The organism is Pseudomonas syringae group sp. 247E2, from assembly GCF_032587795.1.
Taxonomy (GTDB): domain Bacteria; phylum Pseudomonadota; class Gammaproteobacteria; order Pseudomonadales; family Pseudomonadaceae; genus Aquipseudomonas; species Aquipseudomonas amygdali.
Genome location: NZ_JAWHPK010000029.1, coordinates 1 through 12977, shown reverse-complemented (window position 1 = coordinate 12977; position 12977 = coordinate 1). Strand labels below are relative to the sequence as shown.

The window sequence follows — 12977 nt, the reverse complement described above, 5'->3', positions numbered from 1 at the left end:
TGACTCGGTCACGAGGCGACCTGCCGCGCTTCCGCCCGTACGACCATCCACACACCGACACCCGACACCGCCATGCCTGACGCCATCTGCCAGGACAGCGGCTCGTTGAACATCACCCAGGCCCAGAGCATTGTCACCGGTGGGCTGAGGTACAGCACGCTGGCAACGCGGGTGGCTGATGCGCGGCGCAGACACACCCAATACAGTCCGTACCCGCCCAAAGTTGCCAGCCCCACCGTCCAGATCACGCTCAACGCAAACCCGGTACTGGGAATGGGGGCCAGGCTGCCCTGTGTTCCCTGGATGATGGCGAACGCGAAGCTCGATATAAAACATTGCAGCCACAGGTTGGGAAGCAGGTCCATGGGCTGCATGTGGGTCGAACGCTTCTGCCACAGCGTCGCAATGGCCAGCGATAACATGCCCAGCAGTGGCAGGCCGTAGGCCCACAATGGCGCATCTCCCACCGCCAGCGCGCTGTACGTGACCAGCACCACGCCGACCAGACCGACCACCAGCCCCGCCCAGATTTGCCAGACAAGCCGCTGCCCGAGCACTGCGGCAGCCAGCAGTGCCATGCCCATCGGCAACAAGTCGGCAAACAGCGCCGCGAGTCCCGCAGGTACGCCCAGCGCGATGCCCTGCGTAACGCCTGCGACATAGCCCGCCATGGCCAGCAGACCGATTCCCGCATTTTTCAACAGCGTGGCAAGCGGTATCGATCTCAGTTGCCTGGCGACGAAAGGCAGCAGGATCAACGTGACCACCACACAACGCCAGAACACCACCAGCAGTGGTGGTGCGTAATCAAGCGAAAACCGTGCGCCGATGAAACCCGAGCTCCAGGTCAGGACAAGGGCTGCTTCCAGCAAGATAAGGGGAATGGCCTGATGCCAGGCAGGCCGCGTTACGCTCGGAGAAATCGATAGGTGCTGATTCATGGACACAGGTTACGAAGTCAGCGTAATCTAATAAATCAAAATTAAGTGCAGTAGTTGTTCAGGTTTTATGAATCATGAGCGCAATTCTCGATATCGAACTGATACGTACTTTTCATGCCGTGGCGCGAATAGGGAAGTTTTCTGCGGCTGCCGAGCAACTTCACAAAAGCCCCGCGGCAGTCAGTGTGCATATCCAGCGGCTTGAGGCGGTAGCGGGCGGGCGTTTGCTCAATCGGGACAACCAGGCGGTGTCTCTCACTGCGCTGGGCAAGCGTTTGCTGGTCTCGACGACGGAATTGCTGTCCACCCATGACCGCGTGCTGGCTGACCTGCAAGGGACTCATCTGGCTGGGCGCATCACACTGGGTGTTCCGGATGAGTACGCCGTTCATGTCATCCGCGACATCCTGCCGGTGTTCGCTGCGGCCTGGCCCAATGTGGTGCTGGAATTGAAAACCGCACCCAGCTACACCCTGCGCGAGCAGGTTGCGCGCGGCAAGTTACAGACAGCAGTGATCGCGCAACCCAAAGGGCAGCCAAGTGCTGATACGCAGTTTCTGGTATCTACCAAGCCGGTCTGGGTCGGGCCGGCCAGCGTCGCACTGGGATCTGCGGACCCGTTGCCGCTGGCCATTCACGCAGCGCAATGTCCTTATCGTGAAGCCATGATGGCGTCGCTCAAAGACAACGGCCGCAAAATCCGTGTAGTTCTCGAAAGCCCGTCCAATCAGGCGATCAAAGCCTGTGTGGAAGCGGGCCTGGCGATCAGCCTTATTGATCGGAGCGGAGTCACGGAAGCCATGCAGATTCTCGATGACCTGCCTGAAATTCCCGAGCACGAAATCGTCTTCCTGCGCTCGCCGTCGTCACAGAACGACGAGGCGGTGAGCCTGCTGGCGCAGGCGCTGCAGAAGTATTTTCGGCTTTGATAGTGAAGCTGTGTGCACAGTAAACGTGTCTGCGGTTCACCACACGGGGGGCGATTGTCTTCTGGTGTGGAAAATCCTTAGAACCTGTAGCCGGCCGCTACGGATGCGATATGGAATCAGGTAAGGCAGGTCTGGCAGAGGCCATTCTCTGGTTCCGGCAATCCGTCCTTCCCGGCCCATGGCGGGAAAGCTCGCGAGCTGCGTCACGCTTGATTGAATTGCTTTCACGAAAGCTGCGGCAGCAGCTGGATTGTCCTGTGCGATATACGCTGCCTCCTCATCCAGATTCTTTAGCGCCGTTTTAAGCCACTCAACCTGCATTGCCAGACCATTTGTCCATGACAGCTTTTACGTCCTCTGTACTGGCGAACTCGCCAGCGTCGGCTTCTTGAATCGCGCGCTGAATTTCGGCAATCTGCCATGCCTCGCGAGTCAGGTATTCGCGGAGCGCGTCGAGGGCCAAAAATGACTTGCTGCGCCCGGTCGCCTTTGCAAGGTGTGCAAGGGTATCCGCCATTTCGTCCGGCAGACGTAGAGACATTGTGGACATATACACCTCACACGTAGTTATTTGTATTACATAAGGGTGCAGTGTAATACATGTGAATACACCTGTGGATGCAGTTTCCGTTTCAGGTCTGTCGGCTTTTTGAGCAGGTGCAAAATGGCCCGCGAATTCGCGGGCCATTCAGGCAACTTTCGGGATGGCTTAACCGTCCTTGAACAAAAAGCTGTAGGCATTCAACGCCGGTACGCCGCCCAAATGTGCGTAGAGCACTTTTGAGCCCTCGGGGAATTCGCCATTGCGCACCATGTCGATCATGCCGTGCATGGATTTGCCTTCGTAGACCGGGTCGGTCAATACGCCTTCAAGGCGCGCGCAAAGGCGAATGGCTTCAAGGGTGCCCTCGTTCGGCAGGCCGTATTCGGGGTAGGCGTAGCGGGTGTCGAGCACCACGTCTTCGGCGGTGATTTCGCGGCCCAGCTCTACCAGTTTTGCGGTGTTCTGAGCGATACGCAGAACCTGCGCGCGGGTCTTTTCCGGTTTGGCCGACGCATCGATACCGATCACACGCTGTGCCCGGCCATCGGCCGCGAAGCCGACGAGCATGCCTGCGTGAGTGCTGCCGGTCACCGAGCAGACCACGATGTAGTCGAATTTGAAGCCGAGTTCTTCTTCCTGCTGACGCACCTCATCGGCAAAACGCACGAATCCCAGGCCGCCATAAGGGTGTTCCGAGCAGCCCGCAGGAATCGGGAACGGCTTGCCACCGCTTTCCTCGACGTCGGCCATGGCCTTTTCCCAGCTCGGCCGAATGCCGATATCGAAGCCTGCCGAGTCCAGGCGCACATCGGCGCCCATGATGCGCGACATCTCGATATTGCCGACCCGGTCGTACAACGCGTCGGAATAGTTGACCCAATTCTCCTGAACCAGCACGCACTTCATGCCCAGATGCGCCGCTACAGCCGCCACCTGACGGGTCTGGTTGGACTGGATGCCGCCGATCGACACCAGTGTGTCGTAGCCGCCGTCGATGGCTTCCGGCACCAGGTATTCCAGTTTGCGGGTCTTGTTACCGCCAAAGGCCAGACCGCTGTTGCAATCCTCGCGCTTGGCATACAACTCGACCTTGCCACCCAGATGCTCGCTCAAGCGTTTCAGAGGGGTGATGGGCGAGGGGCCGAAGGTCAGAGGGTAGCGCTTGAACTTGCTCAGGTTCATATCGGGGCTCCGTTGATAAGTTGATTCAGGCCTGCAAGGAATGAGTTCGACGTTTGAACGGTGTGCCTGAAGTGGTTCCTATCATAGGAAATAGCTGAATAATCGTGGTTGCAAAGAATTGTCTATTTGCAAAATCAGCGTTAGTGTCATGCCACTAATGCAAACTTTTATTTTGTGAAATTCATCATGAAAGCAATAAATGAACGCACTAAAAAGTCCGCTGGCGATGTAGCACCGCTGCTGGACAGGATTGACCGCGCCATTCTCAAGACCCTGCAACGTGACGCCTCGATTTCCAACGTGGCACTCGCCGAGAAGGTCAAGCTGAGTCCGCCTGCTTGTTTGCGGCGCGTCGAGCGTTTGAAGGAGGCGGGCGTTATCAAGGGCGTGGTGGCGTTGCTCAATGGTGACGTTCTGGACGCGGGCATGGTGGTGCTGATCGGTGTGGTGCTGGACCGCTCGACCCCGGATTCATTTGCCCAATTTGAACAAGCCGCGCAGAAGGTGTCCGGCTGCATGGAGTTTCATGTGGTCACCGGCGAGTTCGATTACTTCATGCTGCTGCGCACCAAAGACAGTCAGAGTTTCAACCGCCTGCATGCCGAACAGCTGCTGTACTTGCCCGGTGTCAGACAGATCCGCTCGTTCATGGGACTGCGTCAGGTGGTGTCGACCACGCAATTACCCATTTAACCGGTTGCTCGACGTGGCCTGCTTGTACTACGCAGCGTCAAACGTTCACGTCTGATGAAGGTCAGAGTTGTTGACTGCCACACGATTGACCCTGGCGCATGATTCAATCAGTGCTATTTCCTTTTTTTACTTGCTCAAGGATTTTTATTTTGGCTGCTGGAAGCTTGCTTACCCTGCTCGACGATATTGCGACCCTGCTGGATGACGTGGCACTGGCCACCAAGAAAACCGCGGGTGTGCTGGGGGATGATCTGGCGCTCAATGCCCAGCAGGTCACCGGAGTTTCAGCCGATCGCGAACTGCCCGTTGTCTGGGCCGTGGCCAAGGGCTCGTTGCTCAACAAGGCAATCCTGGTTCCGGCGGCACTGTTGATCAGCGCCTTCGCGCCCTGGGCGATTCTTCCCTTGTTGATGATCGGCGGCGCGTTCCTATGCTTTGAAGGTTTCGAGAAAATCGCCCATAAATGGCTGCATCCCGAAACCGGCGAAGAGCATGATCAGCGCAAGCAGGCGGCCACGGATGCTTCAGTGGACATGGTGGCGTTCGAAAAGGACCGTATCAAAGGCGCGATTCGCACCGACTTCATTCTTTCGGCAGAAATCATCGTGCTGGCGCTGGGCGTAGTGTCGGCCCGACCGTTCATGGATCAGGTCGGTGTACTGGTTATTGTCGCTGTGCTGATTACCGTGGGTGTCTATGGACTGGTGGCAGGTATCGTCAAACTTGACGACCTGGGCCTGTACCTGAAAAGGACTGCAAGCTCTGCGGCGCAGAAAATCGGTGGTGCTTTGCTATGGCTTGCGCCGGTATTGATGAAGGTACTGTCGATTGTCGGTACTGCGGCCATGTTCATGGTCGGCGGCGGGATTCTGGTTCACGGTCTGCCATTTGCTCACCATTGGGTCGAAGGCGTGACCGAAGCTGCAGCCGGTGCGGTGGGCGGGCTGTCGATGGTCGTCCCGACGCTGATCGATGCGGTCGCCGGGGTTATCGCTGGCGCGGTGCTGGTGTTGGTCGTGACGCTGATTGGCAAGGTTTGGAAAGCGGCTAGGGAGTGAGTGGAGGCGGGCGCCGCGCAGGAGTTGAATATCGTGCCAATGCTCCGCGTTGGCATGCATCCCGTGAAGCTCCGCGTCACAGATCTGCGCAGCAACACCCTCTCAAGGTTGGGCGCAGAGGCTTCAGAAATGCGTTCCCGCGCTGAGGGCGGGAACGAGCTTCACAACCGGATCGTGCTTAGAAGAACACCTTCACCAGCAAACTCGCGGTGTTCTGGTCGGTGTCGAACGAGCGGCTGTCCTTGATGCCGTATTTGTTGGTCCAGTAATCGTATTCGATACCGACGTACAGCTGACGCTCAGGGTAATTCAGTGCCTTGCCCAGGTCATATTTGATCTGCGGGTTGAAGTGCAGGTTGGAGTGGTAAGTACCACGCGACGTCTTGTCGTTGTCCACTACCCAGTCCATGAAACCGTCGATCAGCACATCCGATTTGCCCATGGGGATGGTGTAGGACCACACCGGGGTAATCTGCCATACGCCATCGCCCGGACGGTTGCCTTCGGTCTGGCGCTGGTAGAAGTTCAGCTGGAAGTAGTCGAAACCCGGGATCTTCAAATCGAACGCCGGGCCGATCAGGTAAGACTCGTTATCGCCTTCGCCAAATTCGTAAGTTGCCGCAATCAGCACATCGCTGATCGGGCCGAACTCGAACTTCTGGCCAAATATCTTGCCCAGCGACAAGCGTGGCGAGAACTCACCGTAATAGTTGTTATCGCCAGCCGTTGCGTCTCCCTTGCCGTTGTAGAAGATCTTGTCGACGAAGAAGAAGTTGTCGCCGTACTTCCAGCTGTCAGCATGTTCAAAGGTGAACGTCTGCTGGTTTGCCGGGTTGACGGCAAAGTCTCGTCCATTGAGATAGGTCAGGCTATTGCTCTGCCACTGGAAGATATCCCCGGCCATGGCTGGCGCAGCGGCCAGCAGACTGCTGGCCAGTAACACGCTGGAAAACGTACGGTTCATGCGGTGAGTCCCTTGAAGTAGATCGTGATTTTTTCAGACTGGCGTTCTCTAAATGACGCTTTGTCTGTGGTTGCAGTAATTTGTCTGTCTGGTCAGCTTTGTGTTGTTAGCAAGAGCTGCGCCAAACAGCGAAAAAAGTTGAAGTAATCCCCAAACCGGCATCAACGTGTCGGTTTCAAGTCATTTTTCCGGGTCGACAGAGTCCTGACCGTACAGTCAGCTAGTTGGCTGTTCGGTCAAAGTCAGCGTACAAGGAGCGGTTGTCCGGTTTTGCAGCGGCGGCGGAGAATACTGACTTGCGTCGTCTGGCTCAAGTGCTCCAGCGCAGGGCGTCTGGAGCGAAAGTGGGGCGAGTGCGCCCCGTGTCAGGAGCGCTTGGTTAGCGAGGGGCTCAGTTAGTGTGTGCGCCTTGATCGACCCAGGCACCGACCAGTTCGCGTTCCTGCTGAGTCATCTGGGTGATGTTGCCCAATGGCATGATCGGCGAGGTGACGGCCTGCGCCTTGATGCGCGGGGCCTGCTGCTGAATCTGTTCTGGCGTATCGAACATCACTCCCGCAGGCGCAACGCTGAACAACTGACTGGTAGGCGTGGCCGAATGGCACACCGTGCAACGATGCTGAATCACTTCATGCACTTTGGCGAAGTCCGCGCCGGTACTGGCAGGCTTGGCCTCGACCGGCGCGGTGACCGGCTCCGGAGGTTTCTCGTCGGCCCGATGACCGCCAACTGCGGTGCCGGGCAGCGGTTGGTAGACGATTTTCGCGGGAGGTTGCGCAGGGCCGGTGACGTACGCCAGGCAGAGCATGCCCAGCGCAGCGACCGGCAGGGTCCAGGCGAATCGATGGCTGTCATGTCTTGTATTGAAATAGTGGCGCACCAGGACCGCCAGCAGTGCGATGCCCGCCAGAATCAGCCAGTTGTACTCACTGCCGTATGTGCTCGGAAAGTGGTTGCTGATCATGATGAACAGCACGGGCAGGGTGAAGTAGTTATTGTGACGCGAGCGCAGCAGGCCCTTGGCGGGCAGGCTTGGGTCAGGCGTGCGGTTCTCGGCAATTGCCGCCACCAAGGCGCGCTGGGCTGGCATGATGATGCGGAACACGTTGCCGACCATGATGGTGCCCATGATCGCGCCCACATGCAGATAGGCACCGCGACCGCTGAACACTTTGCTGAACCCGTACGCCGCGGCCACCAGCAGCAGGAACAGAATCAGGCCCAGCAGTGCAGGGCGCTTGCCCAGTGGCGAGTCGCACAAAAAACTGTAGATGAACCAGCCGACAAACAAGGAACCCAAGCCAATGTGCACGCCTTCGGCACCACTGAGGCTGCTGCCCGGCGCCAACAGGTACAACGTCGGATTGGCGTAGAACACCACGCACAACAGGGCCACGCCCGACAGCCAGGTTGAATACGCTTCCCATTTGAACCAGTGCAGATTCTCCGGCATGGTCGGCGGCGCGAGCTTGTACTTCTCCAGGTGATAAATGCCACCGCCGTGGATCGCCCATAAATCACCAGACAACCCTTCACGCGGGTTGCTGCGGTTGAGGTTGTTCTCCAGCCAGACAAAGTAGAACGATGCGCCGATCCAGGCCACGCCCACAATCATGTGAATCCAGCGTACGCCCAGATTCAGCCATTCCATCATATGTGCCAGCACGGTTTTTACCCTTCCAGTGGGTTGGGATCGAGAACCAGCAACTGGCTCTCGGCAAAGTAATGCTCGTCGCAGTTGTTGCCTTCGCCACTGCGATCAACCACCAGGAAGTCATCCCGCTTTTCGATCGTCAGCACCGGATGGTGCCAGACGCCGCGATGGTAATTGACACCCTGCCTGCCGTTCGACACGAAGGCGCGGGTCAGCTCTGATTCAGGCGCATCGCCAACCGGCGCGACCACGATCAGAAAGGGGTTGCCGAGCAGCGGGATGAAGGCCTGGCTGCCCTGCGGGTGACGCTCCAGCATGCCAATGGTCAACGGCATCGGCAGCGCTTCGGCGCGGAATATGCTGATGATCGCCTTGTCATCCGGTTGCGCGGTCTGCACTTCAGCCAGACGATGAAAGCGCATGGTCGAGCCGTTATTGATCATGAAATGATCGCTGCCATCGGTTTCGATCACATCACCGAATGGCGCAAAAGCTTCCTTGGTCAGTGGCTCGATTATCAATTTGCGCATGCGGATTCTTCTTCAATGGCTTCAGGGTTTATCGCACTTGGCGCGCCTGGAATACGGTTCTCGCCTGCTTCTGCCCGAAGGGCGTGGGAGCGAACTTGTTCGCGAAAGGGCCGGTACACCCCCTGAAGATGTACCGTTTGGAACAAAGCCTTCGCGAACAAGTTCGCTCCTACAGCCTTCGGCCAGAATCCAAATCAGGCCTGTGTATGATGCGGAGCGTGGGAACGAGAGTTCACACGTTGTTACCTGGACACCTTGCCCAGCACTCGCAGGCGGCTCACGCCCCCGTCCGGAAATACGTTCAGGCGGATATGGGTGATCGGGCCGATGGCGCTGATCTGCTCGGCGAACTCGTGTTCGGCGTGCATGGTCAGCTTCTGGCTTGGTAGCAGTTCGCGCCAGAACAGGCTCTGGGTTTCGATCTGGCTGTCGGTACCGCCCTTGACGAAAGCACCCTGGATCGAGCAGCTGTCCGGGTAATTGCCCTTGAAGTGCAGAGTGTCGACAATGACTTTCTCGACTTCGCCCTTGTGCCCCAGCGCCACAATGACCCAGTCGTTGCCCGGTGTGCGACGGCGGGCGGTTTCCCAACCGTCGCCCATGTTCACGCCACGGCCGGGGTTGAGGATGTTGCTCATGCTGCCGTAGTGCTCGTCCGAGCATGCAATCGACCGGCCACCGTTGAGTGCCGCCACCAGATCGATCTGCTCGTCCTCGCTGACTTTCGACCAGTCGCGATGCGGCACGCCGTAGACCCGCAGGCGCGCTACGCCGCCGTCCGGGTAGATATTGAAGCGCAGGTGGCTGAACGCCTGATCGTTGGTGATCTCGTGGTAATGATGGCTGTTGCCTTGCAGCTCCACAGACGGCAGCACTTCGGTCCAGGCGGTGTTTTCATCGGGTTCGCCAGAGGCCAGAAAGCACGCTTCCAGCGAAGCGGAAGGCGGAAAGTTGCCGGTGAAAAACGAGGTATCAATGTCTACACCCTTGATGGTGCCAGCTACACCGAGGCGGATCACTGCGCTGTCGTATCCTTCGAAACGCTTGCGGCGCGACTCCCAGCCGTCCATCCACTTGCCGTTGTCGTCGAACACGCCTTCTTTCCAGACCGCCGGGGTCGGCTGGAACAACCGGTTGGCATCTGCGAACCAGTCATCGGTGACCGAAAGGATTTTGGTGCCCAGGCGCGCGTCGGCCAGGTTCACGAACTTCTCGAACGGTGCGGCGTAAACTTTCATGCTTCTTGTCTGCCTTCTGAACAGGTTGATAACGGCGACGCTCAAAGCGCCTGTAGACGAAACAGTGCGATCTTGTTGATCTCGGCCAGGGCGCAAGCGAACTCGGCCTCGGGCGAGTGATGGATGCGTTGCTCGAACGCCGCCAGGATTTTATGTCTGTCGCTGCCCTTGACCGCCATGATGAACGGAAAGCCGAAACGTGCCTTGTAAGCCTCGTTCAACTCGGTAAAACGCTGAAACTCTTCAGGCGTGCAGTGGTGGATACCGGCGCCTGCCTGTTCATCGGTACTGGCCTGAGTCAGCTCACCCTGGATAGCCGCCTTGCCGGCCAGGTCCGGGTGGGCATTGATCAGCGCCAGCTGTTGCGCGTGAGGGGCACCGAGCAATAGTTTGCTCATGCGGGCGTGCAGGGCCTCGACCTTATCCAGTTCGGGGCCTGCACCCTCGTCGAAAGCCTGCTGCGCGATCCACGGTGAGTGTTCGTAGATATCGGCAAAGGCTGCGATGAATGCGTCCCGGCCCAGGCTTGAAGGTGTCAGTGTTTTAAACGTGCTCATTGCTCGGCCTTGCCGGTAAACGGATGTTCAGTGTGCCAGTGCCTGGCGATATCGACACGTCGGGTGAACCACACCTGCTCATGGCCTTTGACGTACTCAATGAAACGCTTGAGCGCGGCCAGCCGGGCAGGGCGACCGATCAGGCGGCAATGCAGACCGATGGAAAGCATCTTCGGCGCGTCTTCGCCTTCGGCATACAGCACGTCGAACGCGTCCTTGAGGTATTGAAAGAATTGCTCGCCATTGTTGAAGCCCTGCACCTGGGTGAAGCGCATGTCGTTGGTGTCCAGCGTGTAGGGGATGACCAGATGCGGCTTGCCGGTGGGGTTGTTCGGCTCCCAGTACGGCAGGTCGTCGTCGTAGGTGTCGCAATCATAGAGAAAACCGCCTTCCTCCATCACCAGTCGCCGCGTATTGGGCCCGGTGCGCCCGGTGTACCAGCCCAGCGGCCGTTCGCCACTGATCTCGGTGAGGATCTGAATCGCCTGGCGCATGTGTTCACGCTCGTCGGCTTCTTCCATGTTCTGATAGTCGATCCAGCGATAACCGTGGCTGCAGATTTCGTGACCGTCGGCGACCATGGCGCGGATCACCTCGGGATGACGCTGCGCGGCCATGGCCACGGCGAAGATGGTCAGGGGAATATCGAACTGCTTGAACAGCCTGAGAATGCGCCAGACACCTGCGCGGCTGCCATATTCATACAGCGATTCCATGCTCATATTGCGCTGGCCCTGCAATGGCTGCGCAGCAACCATCTCGGACAGAAAGGCTTCTGATTCCTTGTCACCGTGCAGAATATTGCGCTCGCCACCTTCCTCGTAATTCAGCACGAATGACAAGGCAATGCGCGCGTTGCCCGGCCAGCGTGGATGAGGCGGGTTGTTGCCGTAACCGATCAGGTCGCGTGGGTAGTCAGCGCTCACTGCAAGCTTCCTTTTGTGCGTTATGTGCGTTAAGCCAGGTGCGGTGCGCATGGCAGACAAGGCACTTCAACGCGCAGATTGTATACAATTTTATTTTCGGCTTGTAACCCTGTAGGTTTCGTTACCGATTTGTGCCGGTTCAAATAAAGCAAGCAAGAAACCTGCCTGAGTGGTCAGCTAATCGAAAAAAATCTGATATTTTTCCTTTGCTTCCTTTCTTTTCAGGTAATTCGACGATTGGCGAGCAGCACAGGCGTCAGCTGCAATCCACTGAAGATTTTATTGTGTACAGGGTTTTGCGAAAGTGTCTTAATCGGTCGCAATCGCACCATGCAGAGCACTTCATTGGTGCACTGTTTCACCATCGCCGGATGTGAGGAGTGAAGTTTTGGGGAAATTGACCACACACGTGCTGGACGCTGCCCACGGTTGCCCAGGCAGTGCCATCCGCATTGAGTTGTATCGGGTCGAAGGCCAGCAGCTTCTGCACGTTGTCAGCGCTGTCACCAACAGCGACGGACGTTGCGATGCGCCCCTGTTGCAGGGAGACACTTATCAGTCCGGGGTTTATCAACTGCACTTTCAGGCTGGCGATTATTACCGTGCGCGAGGCGTGGTATTGAATGAACCGGCCTTTCTCGATGAAGTGGTGCTGCGCTTTGGCATTGATGCAGGTCAGGAACACTTTCATGTACCGCTGTTAATCTCGCCGTACAGCTACTCGACGTATCGGGGCAGCTGAGTGCCTCTTGCCCGCCCCACACTGCGGGCCTTTTTTTGCGCGCGTTTCCGGTTTTGCCCTGTGTACAATGCGCCAGTCCCAACGCCGTAATCCATCTGCGCACGAGTGCCCATGAACGACCAGTCCCTGCCTCTCAAGAAACAGCCGCGCGGCACGACCAGCGCCAGCCGCAGCGTTACTCAGGACGATGTCGTTTACGAGCATATTTTCGATGCCATTCTGGAGCAGCGGCTGGCGCCGGGCACCAAATTGAGTGAGGAGGCGCTGGGTGAGATCTTTGGTGTCAGCCGCACCATCATTCGTCGCGCTCTATCGCGACTGGGGCATGAAGGTGTGGTGCTGTTGCGCCCTAATCGTGGCGCGGTGGTCGCCAGCCCCAGCGTCGAAGAGGCGCGCCAGGTATTTTTTGCCCGGCGCATGGTCGAGAAGGCAATCACTGAACTGGCAGTCGCGCACGCCACTGCCGAGCAACTGGCCGAACTGCGTCAGATGGTCAGCGACGAGCGCGACAGCTTTGCCCGTGGTGATCGAGGTGCAGGCATCCGTCTCTCCGGCGAATTCCATCTGCAACTGGCCGTAGCCGCCAGAAACGCGCCGCTGATCAGCTTCCAGCGCAGCCTGGTATCGCAGACTTCATTGATCATTGCCCAGTACGAAACCGGCAACCGCACACATTGTTCCTATGACGAACACACCCAACTGATCGACGCCATAGAAGCGCGCGATGCGCCGCTCGCCGTCGAGTTGATGATGCATCACATGGACCACATCGACGGCAAGCTCAACCTCGACCAAGACAGTGCCTCGGACGATTTGCATGCGGTGTTCTCGCACGTCATGGGTCGGAAAAAGACCGGGCGTTGAGGCTGTGTGGATGAACAATTATCGTGCGACGCTCTGCGTCGCATGCCGTTCCGGACGCTCCGCGTCCTCTTGCGACGCAGAGCGTCGAGACCTGCATTTCCCACGCGGAGCGTAGGGAACGATAACCTCAACTTCGTGCTGAAGCTTTGACCATC

The 12977-nt window shown here is 57.9% G+C and carries 15 protein-coding genes; 5 read left to right on the top strand and 10 right to left on the bottom strand.

Annotated features, from left to right (window positions below; translation table 11 throughout):
* Window positions 1-8 precede the first annotated feature (8 nt).
* The gene (locus RYC18_RS22790; RefSeq protein WP_039847441.1) at window positions 9-941 is read right to left on the bottom strand and encodes a DMT family transporter; all 933 of its coding nucleotides are present in this window, start codon (window positions 939-941) and stop codon (window positions 9-11) included.
* Between the two features lie 74 nt (window positions 942-1015).
* On the opposite strand from RYC18_RS22790, the gene RYC18_RS22785 reads away from it, so the two are divergent.
* Window positions 1016-1870 carry a LysR family transcriptional regulator gene (locus RYC18_RS22785; RefSeq protein ID WP_054996354.1) on the top strand — a complete coding sequence of 285 codons (855 nt, stop codon included), beginning with the start codon at window positions 1016-1018 and terminating at the stop codon, window positions 1868-1870.
* 36 nt (window positions 1871-1906) lie between these two features.
* On the opposite strand, the gene RYC18_RS22780 is transcribed toward RYC18_RS22785, so the two are convergent.
* From RYC18_RS22780 to RYC18_RS22770, 3 genes are all read right to left on the bottom strand, one after another.
* The gene (locus RYC18_RS22780; protein ID WP_004658391.1) at window positions 1907-2191 is read right to left on the bottom strand and encodes a type II toxin-antitoxin system RelE/ParE family toxin; all 285 of its coding nucleotides are present in this window, start codon (window positions 2189-2191) and stop codon (window positions 1907-1909) included.
* A complete protein-coding gene (locus tag RYC18_RS22775) occupies window positions 2181-2420 on the bottom strand; it encodes a CopG family ribbon-helix-helix protein (RefSeq protein ID WP_316886893.1) in 240 nt (79 codons plus the stop codon). The genes RYC18_RS22780 and RYC18_RS22775 overlap by 11 nt, the downstream gene beginning before the upstream one ends.
* Window positions 2421-2579: 159 nt before the next feature.
* Window positions 2580-3596 carry a 1-aminocyclopropane-1-carboxylate deaminase gene (locus tag RYC18_RS22770; protein ID WP_044320600.1) on the bottom strand — a complete coding sequence of 339 codons (1017 nt, stop codon included), beginning with the start codon at window positions 3594-3596 and terminating at the stop codon, window positions 2580-2582.
* A gap of 186 nt (window positions 3597-3782) precedes the next feature.
* On the opposite strand from RYC18_RS22770, the gene RYC18_RS22765 reads away from it, so the two are divergent.
* Together RYC18_RS22765 and RYC18_RS22760 are read left to right on the top strand one after the other, a co-directional pair.
* Entirely contained in the window at window positions 3783-4289 is a 507-nt protein-coding gene (locus RYC18_RS22765; protein ID WP_004658394.1) for an Lrp/AsnC family transcriptional regulator, read from the top strand.
* Between the two features lie 149 nt (window positions 4290-4438).
* Window positions 4439-5347 carry a DUF808 domain-containing protein gene (locus tag RYC18_RS22760; RefSeq protein WP_057402397.1) on the top strand — a complete coding sequence of 303 codons (909 nt, stop codon included), beginning with the start codon at window positions 4439-4441 and terminating at the stop codon, window positions 5345-5347.
* Between the two features lie 178 nt (window positions 5348-5525).
* Here the strand turns inward: RYC18_RS22760 and RYC18_RS22755 are convergent, their stop codons facing one another.
* From RYC18_RS22755 to puuE, 6 genes are all read right to left on the bottom strand, one after another.
* The gene (locus RYC18_RS22755) at window positions 5526-6311 is read right to left on the bottom strand and encodes an outer membrane protein OmpK (protein ID WP_316886876.1); all 786 of its coding nucleotides are present in this window, start codon (window positions 6309-6311) and stop codon (window positions 5526-5528) included.
* 391 nt (window positions 6312-6702) lie between these two features.
* On the bottom strand, window positions 6703-7977 hold the full coding sequence (locus tag RYC18_RS22750) for a urate hydroxylase PuuD (protein WP_005731456.1): 1275 nt from the start codon (window positions 7975-7977) through the stop codon (window positions 6703-6705).
* Window positions 7978-7982: 5 nt separating this feature from the next.
* Complete coding sequence (locus tag RYC18_RS22745; protein WP_004643995.1) at window positions 7983-8495, bottom strand: ureidoglycolate lyase; 513 nt, start codon at window positions 8493-8495, stop codon at window positions 7983-7985.
* A gap of 242 nt (window positions 8496-8737) precedes the next feature.
* Entirely contained in the window at window positions 8738-9733 is a 996-nt protein-coding gene (gene alc, locus RYC18_RS22740; RefSeq protein WP_016982378.1) for an allantoicase, read from the bottom strand.
* A 41-nt stretch (window positions 9734-9774) separates the two neighbouring features.
* Complete coding sequence (uraD, locus tag RYC18_RS22735) at window positions 9775-10290, bottom strand: 2-oxo-4-hydroxy-4-carboxy-5-ureidoimidazoline decarboxylase (protein ID WP_016982377.1); 516 nt, start codon at window positions 10288-10290, stop codon at window positions 9775-9777.
* Entirely contained in the window at window positions 10287-11216 is a 930-nt protein-coding gene (puuE, locus tag RYC18_RS22730; RefSeq protein WP_004658400.1) for an allantoinase PuuE, read from the bottom strand. The genes uraD and puuE overlap by 4 nt, the downstream gene beginning before the upstream one ends.
* A 388-nt stretch (window positions 11217-11604) precedes the next feature.
* Between puuE and uraH the strand changes: the two genes are divergently transcribed.
* Both uraH and RYC18_RS22720 read left to right on the top strand, forming a co-directional pair.
* On the top strand, window positions 11605-11958 hold the full coding sequence (gene uraH / locus RYC18_RS22725; RefSeq protein ID WP_002552802.1) for a hydroxyisourate hydrolase: 354 nt from the start codon (window positions 11605-11607) through the stop codon (window positions 11956-11958).
* Window positions 11959-12069: 111 nt separating this feature from the next.
* Window positions 12070-12822 carry a GntR family transcriptional regulator gene (locus tag RYC18_RS22720; RefSeq protein ID WP_002552803.1) on the top strand — a complete coding sequence of 251 codons (753 nt, stop codon included), beginning with the start codon at window positions 12070-12072 and terminating at the stop codon, window positions 12820-12822.
* Window positions 12823-12977: the final 155 nt, after the last annotated feature.